The following is a 20,288-nucleotide window of genomic DNA, read 5'->3' on the forward strand; positions in this document are numbered from 1 at the left end:
GACGAAAACCCCCTGTCCCGCCCTCCCGAAGCGCCATCTCCTCCCGGGCCGCTCAAACCGAGCCCGTCAAGCTCAAGCCGCTCAAGCCCGAGCCCGTCACGCCCGAGCCGCCCAAGCCCAACCCCACACTCGAGCCGCCCAAGCCCAAGCCCAAACCCAAGCCCAAGCCCAAGCCCGAGCAGCCCAAGCCCGAACCGGCTCAAGCCCCGAACGGGCTACTCGCCGCGGGAGATCGCGACCATCTCGTCCCGCGGGACGACCTTGATGCGGGCGCGCTCGTGCGGGAGGCCCAGGGCGACCTCGTGCTCGTCGAGGCGGTGCCATCCGGTGAGGTCGGTCCAGCGGACCCCGCGCGAGGCCAGGAGAGCGGGGATCGCACCCTCCGACGGATCCTCCGGCTGCCACCACGATCCCTGGTCGTTGATGAGGTGACGCACGGTCTCCATCGCGTCCGACTTCGTGTGACCGATGAGCCCGACCGGCCCGCGCTTGATCCAGCCCGTCGCGTAGACGCCGGGAACCGGCTCGTTGGAGTCGCCGTGCAGCACCTGGCCCTCGCGGTTCGGGATGACCCCGTGCCGCGTGTCGAAGGGCACACCAGGCAGCGGCGACCCGAAGTACCCCACGGCGCGGTACAGCGCCTGGATCGGAACCTCGCGCAGCTCGCCGGTGCCGGCGACTCCGCCCTCGCCGTCCGGCCGCGTGCGCTCATAGACGAACGCCGACACGTGGCCGGACTCATCCGTCTTGATCTCGACCGGCTTGGCCCAGAAGTGCAGGTGCAGGCGTCGCGACGCCCCGCCGCCTGCCGCGGCGGCGGCATTGTTCGCGCTCGGGCGCTTTCGCCACGACTGGAGTATGCGGTCGATCACCATGACCTGCTTGTTGCTGGCGATCGCCGCCTTCGATGCCTCGTCGTAGTCGAAGTCCTCGTCGTAGACGACCATGTCCACGTCGCGCAGCTCGCCGAGCTCGCGCAGTTCCAGCGGCGTGAACTTCACCTGGGCGGGGCCGCGGCGTCCGAAGACATGCACGTCCGTCACCGGCGAAGCCTTCAGGCCCTCATACACGTTCGCCGGGACCTCGGTGGAGAGGAGATCGTCGGCGTGCTTGGCGAGCATCCGGGAGACATCGAGCGCGACGTTGCCGTTTCCGATCACGGCGACCGACTGCGCATCCAGCGGCCACGTGCGCGGCACGTCGGGGTGCCCGTCGAACCAGCTCACGAAGTCGGCCGCGCCATACGAACCTTCCGCGTCGATGCCGGGGATGTCGAGGCTCGTGTCGCGGATGGCGCCGGTCGCGAAGATGACCGCGTGATAATGCCGCTTGAGGTCGTCGAGGGTGATGTCCTCCCCGAAGCGCACATTGCCGAAAAGGCGGATGTCCCCGCTGTCGAGCACCCCACGAAGCGCGGTGATGATCCCCTTGATGCGGGGATGATCGGGGGCCACACCGTAACGGACCAGGCCGTAGGGCGCGGGAAGCTGCTCGAACAGGTCGATCGACACGTCGAACTTCCGCTCGGCCTTGAGGAGGATGTCGGCGGCGTAGATGCCCGCGGGTCCCGCGCCGACGATGGCCAGCCTGAGCTGAGTCATGAGGATCCTTTCGGATTCGGATGCGGCGGAAGCCGCGAGGTATCGCGCTGTGTCGGATGCGACATCAGCTGGAGCGGTCGGCCACAGCCTGCGCGAACCGGCTCAACGCTTCGCGCACGGCTCCATCTGGAAGCGGGTCCAGGGCAGCGATGGCCTCGGCCGACCAGGCGCGGGCGAGGTCGAGGGTCGCGCGGGTGGCCTGGTGCTCGCGCAACTCGGCGAGGGGACTGTCGAGCAGGGCCGCGTCCGAGCCGTCGGCGATACGGGCCACGCCGTCATCGATGCGCGCCACCAGGTCGCGGGATGCCGCATCCTCGCGCTGTCCGAGGAGCAGGTAGGGCATCGTCGGCACGCCCGCGCGCAGGTCGGTGCCGGGCACTTTCCCGGTCTCGTCCGGAGCGTCGGAGAGGTCGAGCACGTCGTCGAGGAGCTGGAACGCGACGCCGGCCTTCTCGCCGAAGACGCGGAGGGGTTGTTCGAACTCCTCCGGGCCGTGGGAGAAGATCACGCCGGCCTGGGCGGCGGCGGCGATGAGCGACCCGGTCTTGTCCAAGAGCACCTGCAGATAGAACTCGACCGGGTCGTCGTCGGGGTGCGGTCCGACGGTTTCGTGCATCTGCCCGAGGACGAGGCGTTCGAAGGTGTCTGACTGCAGCCGAATGGCGCGGTCGCCGTGGCGTGCCATGATCCGGCTCGCGCGGGAGAAGAGGAGGTCGCCGGTGAGGATGGCGACGTTGTTGCCCCACACCGTCTGCGCGCTCGGGATGCCGCGGCGGACGTCTGCGCCGTCCATGACGTCGTCGTGGTACAGCGAACCGAGGTGAGTCATCTCCAGCGCGGTCGCGCCGTCGACGACATCATCGGTCACACCGTCACCCAGCTGAGAGGTGAGGATCGCGAGCATCGGACGGAGGCGCTTGCCGCCGGCTTCGTAGAGGTAGCGGCTCGTCGCATCCGCCAGGGAATCGGCGATGCGAAGCTCTTCGGCGAGGTTCCGGTCGACGCGCTCGAGACCCGCCTCGACGGTGGCGAGGAGCCTGCGGGAGCGGACGCCCGCGAAGATGCGGTCGGTGAGGCCCAGTTTGCCCGCCATCTGCGAGCCCGCAGCGGAAGGTCTGGGGGTCACCATCCCAGCCTACCCCGCCGCGCTGGGGGCTTCCGAAGCGGGAGCGGTGCCTCGGTGCAGCGCAACGATGCCGAACGAGAGATTGCGGTAGGCCACGTCGGTCCATCCCGCCTCGCGAAGCCAAGCGGAGAGGGTGCGCTGGTCGGGCCAGTCGCGGATGGACTCGTTGAGGTACTCGTACGCCTCCGCGTTGGAGCTGACGGTCTTCGCGATCACGGGCAGCACCCGCCCGTTGTAGAAGCGGTACAGGCCCGCAAAGGGTCGCGACGGGGGGTGGGAGAACTCGCACACCACGATCCGGCCGCCCGGCTTGGTCACGCGACGCAGTTCACGCAGCGCCTTCCGAGGGTCGTTCACGTTGCGCAGCCCGAACGACATCGTGACCGCGTCGAACTCCGCGTCCTCGAACGGCAGTGCGGTGGCATCGGCCTGCACGAACGACAGGTTCGGGATGCCGCCGTACCGACGCCGGCCCTCCGCGATCATCCCCGGGGAGAAGTCGGCGGCGACGACCTCGGCGCCGCTCCGGGCGAGCGACACCGAGCTTGCGCCCGTGCCCGCCGCGAGGTCGAGGATGCGCTGACCGGGGCGCGGCCCGATCGCCCGGGTCGTCGCGACCCGCCAGAACCGGTCGTTCCCCAGACTCAGCACGGTGTTCGTGCGGTCATAGGCCGGCGCGACCTGATCGAACATGCCCGCCACGCGGGCCGGGTCTTTGCCGAGGTCGGCACGGTTCGGCTCGGAGGTCACCCGACGAGTCTAGGCCGGGTCCGCGGACTCCACGGCTCAGGCGAACGAGGCGAGCCGGCTCAGCCAGCGGGCGATCGTGGCGTCGTCGAAGGGGGCGTCGCGACGTCGCACGCGCTGCTCCAGATCGACGGCGACGGACTCGAGTCGCTCGACGATGTCGAGCGGGTATCCGTACTGAACGCGATGCTCGTCCCACTCGTCGCGATCGTCGATCCAGATGCCCCGGCCCTCGTGCTCCACGACGTCGAGGTCCATGTCGATGCCGGTCGGCTCCCCGCTTTCGCCCCACCGGACGTCCCACGCCAGGTCGATGTAGACCCGGGTGGGATGCGGCGCAGCATTCGCCGTGAACGCCCACTGCCCGCCGGGCGGAATCAGCGTGACGTTCGGCTGGGGAGCGGGCATCTCCCGCCCCGGCCGGGCGCTGCGCCATCCGGCCTGCTGCCCCACCCAGTCGCCGTGCTCGTCGCGACCCAGGAAGACGCAGTCGTGCTCCCAGTGCGGCGCACCATCCCATTTCCGCCAGCGGAAGAGCAGGCGCGTGCCGGGTTCGGGCGGTGCAGTCATCCCCGCAGTCTAGGGACAGGCCCTCGCGAGCGGGCGCTTCTCGGACGCTTCGACGGCCCCGCGACGGGGACGCCCCGCGAACCGAGGGTACGGGGCGCGAACTAGGCTGGCACCGTGCAGTCCCCCGCGTCGTCCGAGGTTCCACGGCTCCGCGTCGTGACCCGTGAGGTCGATGACGTCGAGGATGTCCTGGTCTACGCCGACGCCGAAGATCCCCTCTTCTGGAGCCGCCGCGGCGATGCTCTGGCCGCCTTCGGGGTGGCCCTGCGTCTGGAGGCTGTGCCGGGGACCCCGGTGCCCGCGGCGGACCTCGCAGCGCGCTGGCGCGCCGTCGCCGCCGCCGCCGACGTCGACGATCCCGTGGACGTGCCCGGTACGGGTCTCGTCGCACTCGGCTCGTTCGCTTTCGACCCGGACTCGCCGCGCGGCAGCATCCTCACCGTCCCCGCCACCCTCGTCGGCCGGCGCGGCGGGCGGACCTGGGTCACGCAGGTCTCCGTCGACGACCGCTCCCCGGCCGCTGCCGCCGCGGAACTCCCCTCCCCCACGCCGTTCGGCCCGCACTGGTCTGCCACCGTGGGCCCCGGCCGGATGACCGCGGAGGGGTACCAGGACGCCGTGCGGCACGCTCTCGGTGCCATCGCCCGCCACGAGGTCGACAAGGTCGTGCTCGCCCGCGACGTGGTCGGAACGGTGCCGTCCGGCGCCGACCTCCGCCGCTTGGTCCGGGCTCTCCTCATCGGGTACCCGGACTGCTGGGTCTTCGCCGTCGACGGCCTCATCGGCGCGAGTCCGGAGACCCTCGTGACGGTGTCCGGCGGCACCGTCACCGCGCGCGTGCTCGCCGGCACGATCGCCCGCGGCGCGGAAGCCGACGCCGACGCCGCGGCATCCCTCGCCCTGACCGACAGCACGAAAGACCAGGACGAGCACCGCTTCGCCGTGCACAGCGTCCTCGCCTCGCTCCGCCCGCACACCAGCGCCCTGGCCGCGGGCGAGCAGCCCTTCACGCTGCGCCTTCCGAACGTGTGGCACCTGGCGACCGACGTCGAAGGCGTGCTGGATGACGGGTCCTCCTCGCTCGACCTGGTCGCGGCGCTGCATCCCACGGCGGCGGTGGCGGGAACCCCCACCTCCGTGGCCATGGATCTGATCCGCCGGCTGGAGCCGTTCGACCGCGGACGCTACGCCGGCGCGGTGGGGTGGATCGGTGCCTCCGGCGACGGCGAGTGGGCGATCGCGTTGCGCTGTGCGCAGTTCGACCTGCCGCTGGCCAACGGCGCCCTCCCCATCACCGCCTATGCCGGTGCCGGGATCGTGGCCGGCAGCGACCCCGAATCAGAACTCCTGGAGACGCGCGTGAAGTTCCGTCCCATCGTCGAAGCCCTCGCCTGACCCCTCCCGGCAGTGGGTTTCGCCGCGTGGCCCGGCCATGGTCAGGATGCGGCGAGGCGCGCCCTTTCGGCATCGACGTCGTAATCGGCCGACGGCCATCGGGGATTCAGGTCGGTGAGAGCATCCAGGAGCAGCTGCTGCACCGCCAGGCGGGCGTACCACTTACGGTCAGCGGGCACGACATGCCATGGAGCCCCGGCTGTCGAGGTCCGCTCGATCGCGAGCTGATAGGCCGCCATGTATTCGTCCCACAGCAGCCGCTCGTCGACGTCTCCCGAGTTGTATTTCCAGTGCTTGTCGGGCCGGTCGAGGCGTTCGGTCAGGCGCTCCTTCTGCTCCTCCTTGGAGATGTGGAGCAGAACCTTCACCCAGCGGATGCCGCGTGCCGCCGCATCCGCCTCGAACTGCACGATCGCGTCGTATCGCCCTTCGATCTCCTCGGGCGCCGCCAGGGCCCGCACCCGCCCGATGAGCACGTCTTCGTAGTGGGAGCGGTCGAACACGCCGATGCGGCCGGGCACAGGAAGGCGGCGCTCGACGCGCCACAGGAAGTCGTGGGCGAGTTCTTCGTCGGTGGGCTTTTTGAACGACGCGAGCTCGACTCCCTGCGGGTCGACGGCGCCCACGACGTGGCGCACGACGCCGCCCTTGCCTGCGGTGTCCATCGCCTGCAGCACCAGCAGCACCGACCCTTCGGCGGTGCCCGCGACACTCTGCGCGAAGAGGCGCTCCTGCAGCTCACCGAGCCGGGATCCTCCCGCCTTCAGCTCCCGCGTACCCGCGGACTTCCCGCCGGTGTAGCCGGGCGTGGACCGCGGATCGACGTCGGCGAGACGGAATCCAGGATCTGCGCGAAGGACATCTGCGGCGGGGGTGGTCCACGGTGGCGAGGAGCTCATGGAGTCATCCTGCCGCCGGGCGGCACGCCGGCGCATCCTTTTCCTCAGCGGGGTAGCGGCACCTCGAAGAGCTGACGCCCGCCCACGGGAGAGGTGAGCAGCTGATCCAGGGCGCTGCGGGTGGTCGGCCGGTGGTACTCCCACCCGTACGCCAGGGCGAGGTGCTCGAGCCGAACCCCCTGCGGGGTGTACAGCACGCGGTCCATCGCCTGAGCTCCGGCGAGCTCCGCCACCTCGAGTCCGTCGAAGATCGTTCCCCCGCCGTCGTTTCCCACGACCACCTGGATGCGCGGCTCGTGCTCGGCACCCGGGAGGAGGAGCGATCCGACGTCATGCAGGAAGGCAAGGTCGCCGAGGACCACGCGTGTCACGCCGGCGCGCCCGTCGGTCTGGCTTGCCAGCGCGATTCCCATCGCCGTGGCGAGGGTGCCGTCGATGCCCGCGAGTCCGCGGTTGGCGTGCACCGGCACCTTCTTGCCACCCAGCACCGCGTCGGCCACCCGCACCAAACGCGAGGAGCCGAAGACGAGGCGGTCGTGCGGCCAGGTCGCGCGCCACACCGCGTCGACGAGCCCGGCGCGATCCAGCGGCGTGCGCAGGACCGCCATCTCCGCCGCGATCGCCCCCAGACGCTCGTGGGGCTCGGCCGAAGAAAGCCCGTCGGCGTCCGGAGCGGGCGGCGACAGGTCGGTGGATGCGGCGGCGGATGCCCGCATCCACCGTCCGAGCCATTCACGGTCGGCGGGTCCGTCGGCGACACGCACCTCGTCCACCCCCAGCGTCGAGCCGTTGAGGTTCAGGGGTTCGCCCGGTCGGCGTACGGCGATCACCTCGACGTCGTCGCGGGACAGCAGCCTCGCGACCTCGCGGCTGAGGGTCGGGTGGCCGAACACCACGGCGCGCTGGACCGCGCCACCCAGCTCGGGGTTCGACAGCAGGTCGCGGTACCCGTGCACGAGGTTCCGCCCATATCGTGCGCCGCTGACGATCTCCGCGACCAGCGGCCAGCCGCCCGCATGCGCGAGCTCTTCGGCCGCCGGACCGGCATCGGCCCCGGCGACCACGATCGTGCGCGGGCCTCGGGCGAGCAGATGCGGCGCTGTCTCCCCGGGCGCGACGTCGGCTCCGCCGATGCCGCCACCGCCCTGGTACAGCGCTCCCGATTCCGTGCCGGCGGGATCGCCGGGATCGCCGGCGGCCGGCCGGGTCGCGGGCGCACCGGTCAGCCAGGCAGGTGTCGGGCCGGCGAGGGGTTCGCGGTAGGGGAGGTTCAGGTGCACGGGTCCGGCGGGGCGCCCGGTGCCGCCGCGGGCGGCGGCGAGCGCGTCGGCGGCGACGCCCCGCAACATCACCGTCTGGTCCGAGGTGCCGTCGGGGTCGACGGCATCCGGAACCGGCAGGTCGGTGTCGTACCGCGCGTGCGGCGCGAACAACCCCGGCTGGCGTGTGGTCTGATTCGCACCGACGCCGCGCAGCTCGGGCGGGCGATCGGCGGTGAGGAGCAGCAGCGGCACGCCGGCATGGTGCGACTCGAGCACCGCCGGAAGGAGGTTGGCCACGGCCGTACCGGAGGTGCAGATGACGGCGGCCGGGGTACCGGTCTCACGCCCGATGCCGAGCGCCGTGAATCCCGCGACGCGCTCGTCGATCCGGACGTGAAGGTGGATGCGGCCGGCCCGTTCCAGCTCGGCGGCCACCAGGGCCAGCGCCTGCGAGCGCGAACCCGGGCTGAGGACCACGTGCCGGACGCCACCCGCCACCAGCGCTCCGAGGAGAGCGGCGGCGGCGTCCGTGGCGGGAGAGGCGCCTCGGCGCGGGTCGGGGCTGGTCACGCTCAGCCGACGGCGCCGCGCTGACCGCGGGCGTCGTCGTCGCCTTCGTTTCCGGTCGGCGGGGCGGTGCCGGGCTCGTCGCCCGGGAGTTCGGTGGGCGGCGCCGAGCGGAACCGTTCGTCGTCGTCCTCAGCGTCGAGCTGGGCGAGCTCCTCTTCGAGGCGACGGATGCGTTCGTCCTGGTCGGCGATCGTGCCGATGCTGCCGAGGAACTCGGGGTCATCGTCGGGAGCACGGCGGGCGGCAGCGGTGGCGGTGCGGCCGCGGCCGACGACGAACCACAGCAGGCCGCCGAGGACCGGAAGGAGCACGACGATCGCGATCCATGCGCCCTTGCTGACGCCGCGGGCGCGCTGGGCCGGCTGCAGCGCACAGTCGACGATCGAGTACACCCAGAACGCGGTGCCCACGAGCGCCAGAATCAGCAACAGCCTCGCCATGGTCTCATCCTAGGCGCGATGTCTGTGCGTCGGCCGGGCAGTGGGCACGATGATCGCGGCGGCTTAGACTGGCCCGATGATCGCGCGCTCGGCCCTGGTGTACACGGTGCTGCGGCTGCTGGCGTTCCTGGTTCCCTTCGGTGCACTTCTGCTGCTCCCGGTGTTCCGCGACCTGCCATGGCTCGCCGCCATCTTCGCGGCCTTCATCGGCCTGGCCCTGTCGCTGTTGTTCCTCCGCCGCCCGCTGGAAGATGTCACCTCCGGCCTCGCCGAGCGCCGTGCCCAGGCGCGCGGAGCCGCGCGCCGCGGCGCCGCGGCTCGGGCCGACGCCGACGCCGAGGATGCGGCGAGCGACGCAGCATCCCGTCGCCCCGGCACCGACCGCTGAATCCGGCGCTCTTCTCCGAATCCGCGAGTCGGACGGGGGTTCAGCTGACGAAGGCCCAGAAGAGGAAGGCCGCGTAGGCGAGGGATGTGAGCGACGTCAGCGCGAGCGCGATGACGAGTTCGCGCGGCACCCGGTAGGTCCAGACGATGAGGATGGCGGGGAGCCCGGCGAGCAGAGCCATCAGCGACAGCCACGCGATCGGATAGAACAGCGCGAGGAACGCGGCGATGCCGAACGGGGCCAGCACGAGCACCGTGTACAGCACCTGCGTCCACCGCTTGCCGATGCGCACCGTCAGAGTGCGCTTGCCGGCAAGGCGATCCTGATCGATGTCGCGGAGGTTGTTCGCGAGCAGCACCGCGCACGCGAGGAACCCCACACCCACCGCGCCGAACCACGCCTCTTGAGGGAGCGCGAAGGCCTGCACCCACGTCGTGCCGAGGGTGGCCACCAGCCCGAAGAAGACGAAGACGAACACCTCGCCCAGACCCGCGTAGCCGTAGGGGCGTTTTCCGCCCGTGTAGAACCACGCCGCGACGATGCACGCGGCACCGACCGCCAGCAACCACCACTGCTGCGTGCGGATCACCACTGCGAGTCCGGCGAGCGCGGCGAGGGCGAAGAAGACCAGGGCGACGATGAGGACCGTGCGCGGCTTCGCCTTGCGCGCCGCGGTCAGTCGGGCAGGGCCGACCCGGTGGTCGTCGGTGCCGCGGATGCCGTCGCTGTAGTCATTGGCGAAGTTCACGCCGATCTGGAGGCTCACGGTCACCAGCAGGCAGAACAGGGCAATGACCCAGTGGAAGGGCTCCGCCCCGAGGTTGGCAGCGCCCGTGCCCACGAGCACCGGGCTCACGGCGAGGGGCAGGGTGCGCAGCCGCGCTGCGCCGATCCAGTCCGCCGCCGTGGCCTTCCGGGGCGCGGCGGCCGGAGCGGGTCGCTTCTGCGGATTGCCGCCCGGGCGGCGGCGCGCGGAACTGGTGCGAGCGGAAGGTTTACGAGAAGATGCGGCCACGGAGTGCCATCCTAGGCGCGCGTGCAACCCCCTCCCCTCAGCGGGGGTGACTCGGCAGGGTGGAGACATGCTCACCATGGCCACCATCGTGATGACCGTCGAGGACATAACCCGGGCCGGGGACTTCTGGCGCGCCGCGCTGGGGTTCGTCAACCGCGCCGAACCCAGCGACGACTGGGTCATGCTCGATCCGCCCGACAAAGGCGGCTGGGATGGTCCCGGAACGAGCCTCGCACTCTCGGTGACGGGGTACCCGCAGCACTATCCGCCGCGCATCCACCTCGATCTCTACGCCGACGACCACGCCGCGGAAGTGCAACGGCTCCTCGACCTCGGCGCACGAGAGGTCGACTGGCACGGGTATCCCCGGGACGCCGACTGGATCGTGCTCGAAGACACCGAGGGCAACCGCTTCTGCGTCGTCGACACCGGAGAGCGCCCCGCCACCTGACGTCAGCGCAGCGACGTCACCAGGCGGCGGATCGCCTCGCGGTCGGGTTTGCCCGACGCCAGGTGTGCGATCTCGTCCACCAGGACCAGTCGCGACGGGCGGGCAGGCGTGCCGAGGGCGTCGGCCACCGCAGTGCGGGCGTGGTCCAGCTGCTCGGATTCGCTCCTGCGCAACGCCTCGCCCCGGGGTGCGACGATGACCGACGCCTCCCCCCACGTCGCGTCCGGCACGCCCACTACGACGGCCGCCTCCAGGCCGGGGATGCTCCGCACGACGCGCTCCACGCGGTCGAGCGAGATGTTCACGCCGCCGGAGACGATGACGTTGTCCATGCGCCCGTGGATGCGGAGCATCCCGCCGTCATCGACGAGGCCCGTATCCCCGGTGCGGAACCAGCGGGTGCCGTCCGCGTCACGCGGGAAGGCTGCCTCCGTCCGTTCCGGGTCGCCGAGATACCCGTCTGCGAGCACCGGGCCGGCGACCCGCACCTCCCCGTCGACGATGCGGAGGCGGACACCGTCCAGAGGGACGCCGTCGTAGACGCATCCGCCGCTGGTCTCGGTCGAGCCGTACGTGCGGACCACCCGCGCCCCCGCGTCCGCGGCGCGCTCACGGAGGACATCGGGCAGCGACTGCCCACCCACGAGGATCGCCTCGAACGAGCGCAGCGCCGCGGCGACGTCGCTGTCGGTGGCCGCCGCATCCACGATCCGCTGCAGCTGCACGGGAACCAGCGACGTGTACGTGGGAATCCGCTCGCCGTTCTCGCTCGACGCCATGAGCCGCGCGGCGGCGGTGAACGACTCGGGCGAGAACGAGCCCGCGAGGATCGCCGGCTCACGCCCGGCCACGAGGGAGCGGACGAGCACCTGGATGCCGGCGACGTAGGCGGGCGGGAGCGCGAGGAGCCAGGAACCCTCCCCGATCCGGGCGGCGGTGGCCAGGGCGCTGGAGGTGAGGGCGTTGCGGCTGAGCGCGACCGCCTTGGGAACCCCGGTGGACCCAGAGGTGGTGACGACCACGGCGGTTCCGGCGGGAACCTCCGCCGGAAGCGTGCCACGCGTGGATCCGAGCCCGACGGCGGGGCCGGCGCCGAGCGCCGCGCGGAGCGCGCGTAACACGTCGCGCGGCTGATCCCCGTCGATCTCCTCGAGTCTCACGCCGGCCTCACCCTCCGGTCGGGCGGAGCGGCGTCAGAAGTGCCACGGGAACCCGGTCCAGTCCGGCTCGCGCTTCTCCAGGAACGCGTCGCGACCCTCGACGGCCTCGTCCGTGCCGTAAGCGAGGCGCGTCGCCTCGCCGGCGAACACCTGCTGCCCCACCAGCCCGTCATCGACCGCGTTGAACGCGAATTTCAGCATCCGGATCGCCGTCGGCGACTTGCCCAGGATGACGCGGGCCATCGCGATCGCCTCACGCTCGAGGTCGACGTGCGGGACGACGCGGTTGACCGCGCCGATCTCGTACGCGCGCTGAGCCGAGTACTCCTCGGCGAGGAAGAACACCTCGCGGGCGAGCTTCTGCCCGATCTGCCGGGCGAAGTACGCCGACCCGTACCCGGCGTCGAACGAACCCACATCGGCGTCGGTCTGCTTGAAGCGACCGTGCTCGGCGGAGGCGATCGACAGGTCGCAGACGACATTGAGCGAGTGCCCCCCGCCGGCCGCCCACCCCGGGACCACGGCGATGACGACCTTGGGCATGAACCGGATGAGGCGCTGCACCTCGAGGATGTGCAGGCGGCCGGCGCGGGCGGGATCCGGGGCGGTCGCGGCGTCATCGGCGTACGTGTACCCGTCGCGTCCGCGGATGCGCTGGTCGCCGCCGGAGCAGAACGCCCACCCCCCGTCCTTCGGGCTCGGGCCGTTTCCCGTCAGCAGCACGACGCCGATGCGCGGATCCTGGCGGGCGATGTCGAGCGCGGTGTAGAGCTCGTCCACGGTGTGGGGGCGGAAGGCGTTGCGCACCTCGGGGCGGTCGAATGCGACCCGGGCGATGCGGCCGTCGGAGGAGACATGCGCGGTGATGTCGGTGTAGCGCTCGCTCGCCGGCGCCGGCATCCATTCGGCGGGGTCGAAGAGTTCGGAGACCATCACGACCCGTTCTTCCCGTCGCGCCACCGCAACCATGCACCGACCGTGTCGTAGTCCGGGGTTCCCGGCGGCCACCCGAGCGTGTACAGCCGCACGCCGGCATCGAAGAGGGCGTCGGCGTCGCGGCTGTCGCGCTGCTTCAATTCATTGGAGACGATCACGTCCGAGACGTCGCGCCCCTCGGTCTCCCCCCAGCGCTCGATCACGCCGATCTTGTGCGCGAGCTGGTCGGGGCCGACGAAGCTGTGCCAGATATCGGCATGGCGGGCCACGAGCCGGAGCGTCTTCTGCTCCCCCTTGCCGCCGATCAGGATCGGGATGCGGCGGCTCGGCGCCGGGTTGAGCTTTCCCCACCGCGCCACCACGCGGTCCAGCCCCTCGGCGAGGTCTTTGAGGCGGCTTCCCGGCGTGCCGAACTCGTAGCCGTACTCGTCGTAGTCGCGCGCGAACCAGCCGGCCCCCGTGCCGAAGATGAACCGTCCCCCGCTCATGTGATCGATCGTCCGCGCCATGTCGGCCTGCAGGTCGGGGTTGCGGTAGCTGTTGCAGTTCACCAGTGCGCCGAACTCCACGCGCTCGGTCTGCTCCGCCCACGCCCCGAGCATCGTCCACGACTCGAAGTGCGCACCATCCGGGTCGCCGTGCAGCGGAAAGAAGTGATCCCAGTTGAAGATGATGTCCACGCCCATGTCCTCCAGCCGCCGTACCGCGTCGCGGATCTGCGGATAGGTGGCGTGCTGCGGTTCGATCTGCACGCCGATGCGCACAGGGGTGTCGAGGAGCATGCGTTCAGCCTAGAGCGCCGGGCCGGCGCGCCCGCCGGGCCTTGCGGAAACCGTCGATGCTGTCCCAGGCGGCGATGGCGACGATCCCGAACCCGATGATGGTGGAGAGGATGACCGTGACCGGGCGAGCTGGAGCGGCCGGTCGATGTACTCGGCGGCGAGCTTGTCCGGATCGCCGAGCAAGGTCAGCACGCTTCGCTTGGCCGCGTGCCGGCCGCCGGCGTCCGACTTCCCCGGGCGCCAGACGCGGATCAGCGGGAGGATGGGGTGGTGACCTCCCCGCTTCCCTCCCTCGACGAGCTCCTCGAGGATGCGCACGTCGTCGCGCTGCCCATGGCGACACGCTTCCGTGGAGTGGAAGTCCGCGAAGCGCTGCTCCTGCGGGGACCCGCGGGCTGGACGGAGTTCTCACCGTTCGTGGAGTATGACGACCGCGAAGCATCCACCTGGCTGGCGGGGGCGATCGACTTCGGCTGGACCCCGCATCCACCGGCCCTGCGCCAGAGCGTCGGGGTCAACGCCACGATTCCCGCCGTGGCGCCCGCCGACGTCCCCGGCGTGCTGGCTCGTTTCGATGGATGCCGGACCGCGAAGGTCAAGGTCGCCGAGCCCGGCCAGCTCCTCGCCGACGATGTGGCGCGGGTGCGCGCGGTCCGCGACGTTCTGGGCGCGGAGGGCCGTATCCGCGTCGACGCGAACGGCGGGTGGAACGTCGACGAGGCTGAGCACGCCATCCATGCCCTCGCGCCCTTCGACCTCGAATACGTCGAACAGCCCTGCATGCAGCTGGACGAGCTCGCACAGGTCCGCGACCGGATCCGCTACCTCGACATCCCCGTCGCCGCCGACGAGAGCGTGCGCAAGGCGGACGATCCCCTCCGCGTGGCGCGCGCCGGCGCGGCCGATCTTCTCGTGATCAAAGCCCAGCCCCTCGGCGGCGTGCATCGGGCACTCGAGATCGTCGCCGCCTCCGGTCTCCCCGCCGTTGTCTCCAGCGCCCTGGACACCTCGATCGGCCTCGCGATGGGCGTCGCGCTGGCGGCGTCCCTTCCCGAGTTGGACTACGACTGCGGCCTGGGCACCTCGGCGTTGTTCCTCAGCGACGTCGCCGATCCTCCCCTGGCACCACGCGACGGGATGCTGCCGGTGCAGGCTCTCGCGCCCTCGCCGGAGCGTCTACGATCCCTCGCCGCGCCCCGGGACCGTCGCGACTGGTGGGTCGCGCGGCTGGCCCGGTGCCACGCGATGCTCGCGTCGTCCTGAGAGGTCAGTCCTCTTTGGCGATCAGCAGCGGAACGACGACCGCGATGCTGTTCTGCACCTCGCGCTGAGCGCCGAGGCGGTCACGGCCGGCGATCACGGCGCGCGTCATCGTGCCCTCCCACACGAGGAAGAGCACCCGGGCGGCATCGTCCGCCGGCACGGCCAGTCGCAGGCCGGTCGCCCGCGCGATCTCGCCGATGGTGCGGGCGATGCTGCCTCGCATCGACGCGTCCTGCGCGAGGAACGCCTCCGCCATGGCCGGCGTGCGCAGGGCGCGCATGCGGATCTCACTCATGAGGAGGACTCCGAGCCGATCGTCGCCGGGGAGGTCGAGCACGCGCTCGACCAGTCCCAGCGCCGTCTCCGGGGTGGCCGCGAGCGATCCCTCGCCCTCCAATTGCGCCACCCGCGCCTCGAACTCGGCGATCCGCTCTTCGGCGACGGCAGCAGCCAGTTCGAGGAACATCTCCTCCTTGGAGGCGAAATTGGAGTAGAAGGCCCCGCGGGTGAAACCGGCGCGTTCGCAGACGGCTTCGACGGACGTGGCATCGAGCCCGACTTCGGCGAAGACCTCGGTGGCCGCATCCAGCAACCGCTGGCGGGTGGCTTCCCGACGGCGGGGCCCAGTGACGGGGGTGTCGGACATCTCGTTCCTCCGTTTCACACGAATCGTCCAGCCTAACCAGACGTTCGGTTATTACGATACATCTGTGTATCGGGTACAGCGTTGTATCGGACCTTGACCGATCGGAGCCTTCGTTGTCCACTCTCCTCGCCTCGCTGGGACGCTGGTCGTACCGCCATGGCTGGCGCGTCCTCGTCGCCTGGATCGTCGTCCTGCTCGCCGCCGGCGGCGGCGCGCTCGTCCTGAATCAGGGCACCGACAACTCGTTCTCGATCCCGGGCACGGAGTCGCAAGAGGGTCTCCAGCAGCTGTCCCGCACCTTCCCGCAGGTGTCGGGCACCAGCGCCCAGATCGTGCTCGTCGCCGCTGACGGCGACCGCGTCGATGAAGACCCCTACGCCGCAGGCATCGCATCGCTCGTCTCCGAGCTGGAGGACATCGACGGCGTGCTCGCCGTCACCGATCCATTCGACGAGGCCGTGTCGGGTCTCGTCACCGATGAGGCGGATGCGGCGATCGTGCGCCTGCAGTTCGACGGCCAGGCCACGAGCGTCTCTGCCGAGTCGAAGGACGCCCTGCGAGCGGCCACCGACGCCTTCGCCGCTGACCTGCCCGACGGTGCCCAGATCGCGCTCGGCGGCGATCTGTTCGCCACCTCCATCCCCGGCGTCACCATCACCGAGGCGGTCGGCCTGATCATCGCGTTGCTGGTGCTGATCGTCACGTTCCGCTCCTTCGTGATGGCCGGGCTCCCCCTGCTCACCGCGATTCTCGGCGTGGGGTTGTCCATGGCGCTGATCCTGCTCGCGACGGCCTTCGCCACGATCTCCTCCACCACGCCGCTGCTCGCACTCATGCTCGGCCTGGCCGTCGGCATCGACTACGCCCTGTTCATCGCCGCGAGACATCAGGACCAGGTGCGCGACGGCATGGACCCGGAGGAGTCGGCCGCACGGGCGACGGGAACGGCCGGATCTGCCGTGACCTTCGCCGGCATCACCGTGCTCATCGCCCTCATCGGGCTCTCGTTCGCGAACATCCCGTTCCTCACGACGATGGGGATCGCCGCATCCGTCGCCGTCGCCATCGCCGTCGTCGTCTCCCTGACGCTCACCCCTGCCCTTCTCGGCTTCGTCGGCCGGCGTGCCGCGGGGCGCGTCGGCGGGCGCCGGTCGCGGAGGTCAGCGGCGGCGACCTCGCACGCTGACGCGCCCGTGGAGAAGCCCGGCGAGGCCGTCCTCCCGCGCACGACCCCCGCGACTCGCGCAACGCCCGTATCGGCGCCGAAGCGCACCAACGGCTGGGTCGCGCTGGTGTCGCGGCATCCGCTGGTCACCGCCGTCGCCGTCGTGGTGGGCCTCGGGACGATGGCGATCCCCGCCGGGAGCCTCGCGCTCGCGCTGCCGAACGCCGGCGTTCTGCCCCAGGACAACTCGGCGCGGCAGAGCTACGACCTGGCCGCCGAGCACTTCGGGCCAGGGTTCAACGGTCCGCTCGTGCTCACCGGCACCATCGTGACCTCGACCGATCCGCTCGGCCTCATGGAAGACCTCGCGGCCGAGGTGGAAGCCCTGCCGGGCGTGAAGGAGGTCGCGCTGGCGACGCCGAACGAGACCGCCGACACCGGCATCGTGCAGATCGTCCCGGAGACGGCACCCGACGACCCCGCGACCGCAGACCTCGTGCGCGAGCTGCGCTCGCACCACGACGAGTGGCTCGACGAATACGGGATCGACCTGAAAGTCACCGGCTTCACCGCCGTCGCGATCGACATCTCCGATCGCCTGGGAGCGGCGCTGGTGCCCTTCGGGATCTTCGTGGTCGGACTGTCCTTCCTCCTCTTGATGGTCGTGTTCCGCTCCATCGCGGTGCCGCTGACCGCGGCCCTGGGGTACCTGCTGTCGGTGGCTGCCGCCTTCGGCGCCGTGGCGGCGGTGTTCGAGTGGGGATGGTTCGCCGATCTCCTCCACGTCACCCGGGTCGGCCCGGTCATCAGCTTCATGCCGATCGTGCTCATGGGGGTGCTCTTCGGCCTCGCGATGGATTACCAGGTCTTCCTCGTCACCCGGATGCGCGAGGACTACGTGCATGCGCGCGCTCGCGGCGCGGCGGGTGCCGACGCCCGAGCGATCGCCGTGGAGGCGGTGCGATCCGGGTTCTCCGCCACGGCGCGCGTGGTCACCGCCGCAGCGCTCATCATGTTCGCCGTCTTCGCCGCGTTCGTGCCCGAAGGAGACTCCTCCATCAAGCCCATCGCACTGGGCCTGGCCGTCGGCATCGCCGTCGACGCGTTCCTGGTCCGCATGACGCTCATCCCCGCCCTCATGACTCTCCTGGGTGACAAGGCGTGGTGGATGCCACGGTGGCTCGAGCGTGTCCTGCCGAAGCTCGATGTCGAGGGCGAAGCCGTCGAACGGGAGATCGCGCTGCAGGATTGGCCGGGGCCGCAGTCTCGCGCGGTCGTCGTGGCCGACGGCCTCGCGCTCGGGGCCGGGGATATCGAGCTGTTCGGGGGGCTCTCCCTCGAGGTCGACCCGGGATCGGCCGCCATCCTCACGTCGGACGACCCCCGTCGGGCGCGGGCGGCGCTGTACGCACTGGCCGGTCGCGTCTCGCTCACCGAGGGGCGACTGCGGGTCGCGGGCCACCTCCTCCCCGGACGGGAGGCGTGGGTGCGTAGCCATGTCGGCATGGCGCAGCTGGATGAGGCCGAGGATCCTCTCGCCGAGCTGCGGGATGCGCTCACCGGCCGCCCCGGACTTCTGGCGATCCACGGCATCGACGTCGTCGCGCACGGGGCCCTCCGAGATCAGGCCGCCGCCACCCTCCGGGATGCTGCCGCCACCGGCGATTGGACCCTGCTCATCACTGCGGCCGACGCCGACGCCGCCCGGCGCCTGCTCGCCGACGGCGGATGGGCGACCGCATCCGTCACCCAGGTCCGCGCCCCCTCTCCCCGCTCCACTGATTTGTCCGAGGTGACCGCATGACCCGTTCTGGCTCTCCACTCGCGCTTCCGCTGGAACGCGCCGGTACCCGCCGACCCGTGACCTGGGTCACGATCATCGGTGCACTGCTGCTGCCGGTTCTCCTGGGCGGCGTGCTCGTGGCTGCGCTGTACAACCCCGTCGAGCGCCTCGACGCGATGAGCGCCGCGATCGTGAACAACGACGAGCCGGTCACGATCGACGGCCAGACCGTCCCGCTCGGACGCCAGCTGACCGCGGGCCTCGTCGAGGGGTCTGACGACCTCCCCAGCAACCTCGACTGGACGATCACCAACGAGGAAGACGCCCAGGACGGCCTGGCTGACGGCTCGTACGCCGCCGTCATCACGATCCCGGAGAACTTCTCCGCCGCGGCGACGTCCACCTCGCCCGGCAGCGGCACACCCGAGCAGGCGACGATCGAGGTTTCCACTCCGCCGGACAGCCTCGTGGTCGACGACGCGATCTCCGCGCAGGTCACACAGGCCGCCGCATCCCTGCTCGGCACGTCGCTGTCGCAGGTGTACCTCGAGAACGTCTTCCTCGGCTTCACGACCCTCGGTGACCAGCTCGGCACCGCCGCGGACGGCGCGGCTCAGCTGGCCGACGGCGCCGGGCAGGCCGCAGAGGGCGCCGCGCAGCTGCCGGCCGGTGCCACGCAGCTCGGTGACGGCGCCGGGCAGTTGTCGGCCGGCGCCGGTGAACTGGCGTCGGGTCTCGACACCATCGCCGGCGGCATCGGACAGTCCGCTTCCGGTGTGGGCCAGCTCATCGCGGGCCTCAACACGGCAGCCGACCAGATCGCCGCGCCCGAACTCGTCGCCGGCTCCCAGGCCGCGGCCGACTACACCCAGCAGTCGACGGACCAGGCAACAGCCCTCGCGCAGACACTGGGCGCCCTGGCGCAGCAGTGCGCCGCGGGAACCCTCGACCCGGTCCTCTGCGGGCAGGTCGGCGCGGCGGCGCAGTCTGCCGCGGACCTGGCGTACACGGCCGGCGCCGCCGACTACGCCACCGACCAGGTGTCGGCGGGGGTCTCGCAGCTGACGTCGCAATCGTCCAGCGGACTCCGCTCCGCCGCCGCGCAGGCGCAGGCGTTGCAGTCGGGCCTCACACAGCTCGCCGATGGGACCGCGCAGTCCGCAGCGGGCGCGCGTTCTCTGGGTGCGGGCGCGGGCGAGTTGCAGACGGGAGCCGGAGCGCTCGCGGCCGGGGCGCAGAGCCTCGCCGATGGCGTCGCACAACTGCAGACCGGGACGTCCGACCTGGCCTCGGGCCTGTCGACCGCGGTCGAGGAAGTGCCCTCCTACACCGACACCGAGGCCCAGGACCTCGCCTCCGTCGTCGCCGACCCGGTCGCAGCGGAGGGCATCGGCACGAACCTCTTCGGAGAGTCCGCGGTGCCCCTCGTCGTGATGGTGGCTCTGTGGTTCGGCGGGCTCGGAACCTTCGTGGTGCTGCGGGCCGTCACCGCCCGGACACTGGCCTCCCGCCGGCCGTCGGCGGTGCTTGCCCTCCGCGGATTGGCACCGGCCGCCGCGATCGGCGCTGTGCAGGGCGTGCTCGTGGCGCTCGTCGTGCAGGCCGCCGCCGGCTACGACTGGGCCGATTGGTCGCTGTTCGCGGTGGTCGCCGCCGTCGCCGGCATCGCGTTCGCCGCCGTGAACCAGGCGCTGGTGGCCGTCTTCGGTGGCGTGGGTCGCTGGATCTCCGCCGTGATCGGCGTGCTGGCCGTGGCGACCGGGGTCGTCTCGACCGTGCCCGGCGTGATCTTGAGTGTCGCGGGTCTCCTGCCCACGGCCCCGGCGTACCAGGGGATGCTCGCGGCCCTCACCGCCGCCGATGGTCTGGGCGCGGCCATCGTCGGGCTCGTGGTGTGGGCGCTGCTGGCGTTCGTCGCGACGACGGTCGCGGTCGCGCGGCGCCGATCACTCCCCGCTCGCGCGCTGCTCGCCGCATCCCCCGCCTGACCCGCTCCCCCGCTCCCCCGTCGCGCCGCTCCGCCAGCGAGAAACCACATTCTCGGCGAGACACTACGCGACGCGTCGTGTCTCAGCCGGAATGTCGTTTC

General features: G+C 71.3%; 18 protein-coding genes. 6 read left to right on the forward strand and 12 right to left on the reverse strand.

What is annotated here, in order from left to right; genetic code table 11:
* Positions 1–215: 215 nt before the first annotated feature.
* The 4 genes from AC4FS2_RS11385 to AC4FS2_RS11400 all read right to left on the reverse strand — a co-directional run bounded on the left by AC4FS2_RS11385 (position 216) and on the right by AC4FS2_RS11400 (position 4,044).
* Positions 216–1,601, reverse strand: a complete 1,386-nt coding sequence (locus AC4FS2_RS11385) for an FAD-dependent oxidoreductase (protein ID WP_491156742.1) — start codon at positions 1,599–1,601, stop codon at positions 216–218.
* A gap of 64 nt (positions 1,602–1,665) precedes the next feature.
* Entirely contained in the window at positions 1,666–2,727 is a 1,062-nt protein-coding gene (locus AC4FS2_RS11390; protein ID WP_491156741.1) for a polyprenyl synthetase family protein, read from the reverse strand.
* A 9-nt stretch (positions 2,728–2,736) separates the two neighbouring features.
* Positions 2,737–3,420 (reverse strand): bifunctional demethylmenaquinone methyltransferase/2-methoxy-6-polyprenyl-1,4-benzoquinol methylase UbiE, encoded by a 684-nt coding sequence (gene ubiE / locus AC4FS2_RS11395; protein ID WP_491156786.1) that lies wholly within the window; start codon positions 3,418–3,420, stop codon positions 2,737–2,739.
* Positions 3,421–3,513: 93 nt separating this feature from the next.
* Positions 3,514–4,044, reverse strand: a complete 531-nt coding sequence (locus AC4FS2_RS11400) for a DUF402 domain-containing protein (protein ID WP_491156740.1) — start codon at positions 4,042–4,044, stop codon at positions 3,514–3,516.
* Positions 4,045–4,158: 114 nt separating this feature from the next.
* Here AC4FS2_RS11400 and AC4FS2_RS11405 point away from each other — a divergent pair, with 114 nt between their 5' ends.
* Positions 4,159–5,439: an isochorismate synthase gene (locus AC4FS2_RS11405; RefSeq protein ID WP_491156739.1), complete on the forward strand. Its 1,281-nt coding sequence runs from the start codon at positions 4,159–4,161 to the stop codon at positions 5,437–5,439.
* A gap of 41 nt (positions 5,440–5,480) precedes the next feature.
* Here the strand turns inward: AC4FS2_RS11405 and AC4FS2_RS11410 are convergent, their stop codons facing one another.
* Genes AC4FS2_RS11410 through AC4FS2_RS11420 form a run of 3 tightly spaced genes read right to left on the reverse strand, consistent with a single transcriptional unit; the run spans position 5,481 to position 8,610 of the window.
* Positions 5,481–6,338, reverse strand: a complete 858-nt coding sequence (locus AC4FS2_RS11410; RefSeq protein ID WP_491156738.1) for a PPK2 family polyphosphate kinase — start codon at positions 6,336–6,338, stop codon at positions 5,481–5,483.
* 44 nt (positions 6,339–6,382) lie between these two features.
* On the reverse strand, positions 6,383–8,170 hold the full coding sequence (gene menD / locus AC4FS2_RS11415; RefSeq protein ID WP_491156737.1) for a 2-succinyl-5-enolpyruvyl-6-hydroxy-3-cyclohexene-1-carboxylic-acid synthase: 1,788 nt from the start codon (positions 8,168–8,170) through the stop codon (positions 6,383–6,385).
* 2 nt (positions 8,171–8,172) lie between these two features.
* A complete protein-coding gene (locus AC4FS2_RS11420) occupies positions 8,173–8,610 on the reverse strand; it encodes a PLDc N-terminal domain-containing protein (RefSeq protein WP_491156736.1) in 438 nt (145 codons plus the stop codon).
* A 76-nt stretch (positions 8,611–8,686) separates the two neighbouring features.
* Here AC4FS2_RS11420 and AC4FS2_RS11425 point away from each other — a divergent pair, with 76 nt between their 5' ends.
* Positions 8,687–8,998 carry a DUF4229 domain-containing protein gene (locus AC4FS2_RS11425; RefSeq protein ID WP_491156735.1) on the forward strand — a complete coding sequence of 104 codons (312 nt, stop codon included), beginning with the start codon at positions 8,687–8,689 and terminating at the stop codon, positions 8,996–8,998.
* Positions 8,999–9,038: 40 nt separating this feature from the next.
* Here AC4FS2_RS11425 and AC4FS2_RS11430 read toward each other — a convergent pair whose 3' ends face one another.
* Positions 9,039–10,013: a 1,4-dihydroxy-2-naphthoate polyprenyltransferase gene (locus AC4FS2_RS11430; RefSeq protein ID WP_491156734.1), complete on the reverse strand. Its 975-nt coding sequence runs from the start codon at positions 10,011–10,013 to the stop codon at positions 9,039–9,041.
* A 67-nt stretch (positions 10,014–10,080) separates the two neighbouring features.
* On the opposite strand from AC4FS2_RS11430, the gene AC4FS2_RS11435 reads away from it, so the two are divergent.
* The gene (locus tag AC4FS2_RS11435; protein WP_491156733.1) at positions 10,081–10,464 is read left to right on the forward strand and encodes a VOC family protein; all 384 of its coding nucleotides are present in this window, start codon (positions 10,081–10,083) and stop codon (positions 10,462–10,464) included.
* Positions 10,465–10,466: 2 nt separating this feature from the next.
* Here AC4FS2_RS11435 and AC4FS2_RS11440 read toward each other — a convergent pair whose 3' ends face one another.
* Genes AC4FS2_RS11440 through AC4FS2_RS11450 form a run of 3 tightly spaced genes read right to left on the reverse strand, consistent with a single transcriptional unit; the run spans position 10,467 to position 13,342 of the window.
* Complete coding sequence (locus AC4FS2_RS11440; protein WP_491156732.1) at positions 10,467–11,624, reverse strand: AMP-binding protein; 1,158 nt, start codon at positions 11,622–11,624, stop codon at positions 10,467–10,469.
* Between the two features lie 33 nt (positions 11,625–11,657).
* On the reverse strand, positions 11,658–12,557 hold the full coding sequence (locus AC4FS2_RS11445; RefSeq protein WP_491156785.1) for a 1,4-dihydroxy-2-naphthoyl-CoA synthase: 900 nt from the start codon (positions 12,555–12,557) through the stop codon (positions 11,658–11,660).
* On the reverse strand, positions 12,557–13,342 hold the full coding sequence (locus tag AC4FS2_RS11450; protein ID WP_491156731.1) for an LLM class F420-dependent oxidoreductase: 786 nt from the start codon (positions 13,340–13,342) through the stop codon (positions 12,557–12,559). Before AC4FS2_RS11450 ends, AC4FS2_RS11445 begins: the two co-directional genes overlap by 1 nt.
* A 267-nt stretch (positions 13,343–13,609) precedes the next feature.
* Between AC4FS2_RS11450 and AC4FS2_RS11455 the strand changes: the two genes are divergently transcribed.
* Entirely contained in the window at positions 13,610–14,605 is a 996-nt protein-coding gene (locus AC4FS2_RS11455) for an o-succinylbenzoate synthase (RefSeq protein WP_491156730.1), read from the forward strand.
* A 4-nt stretch (positions 14,606–14,609) separates the two neighbouring features.
* On the opposite strand, the gene AC4FS2_RS11460 is transcribed toward AC4FS2_RS11455, so the two are convergent.
* Complete coding sequence (locus AC4FS2_RS11460; protein ID WP_491156729.1) at positions 14,610–15,251, reverse strand: TetR/AcrR family transcriptional regulator; 642 nt, start codon at positions 15,249–15,251, stop codon at positions 14,610–14,612.
* 113 nt (positions 15,252–15,364) lie between these two features.
* Here AC4FS2_RS11460 and AC4FS2_RS11465 point away from each other — a divergent pair, with 113 nt between their 5' ends.
* Together AC4FS2_RS11465 and AC4FS2_RS11470 are read left to right on the forward strand one after the other, a co-directional pair.
* Entirely contained in the window at positions 15,365–18,220 is a 2,856-nt protein-coding gene (locus AC4FS2_RS11465) for an MMPL family transporter (protein WP_491156728.1), read from the forward strand.
* Complete coding sequence (locus AC4FS2_RS11470; RefSeq protein WP_491156727.1) at positions 18,217–20,187, forward strand: YhgE/Pip domain-containing protein; 1,971 nt, start codon at positions 18,217–18,219, stop codon at positions 20,185–20,187. Before AC4FS2_RS11465 ends, AC4FS2_RS11470 begins: the two co-directional genes overlap by 4 nt.
* Positions 20,188–20,288 lie beyond the last annotated feature (101 nt).

Source organism: Microbacterium sp. Z10_103, assembly GCF_058310455.1.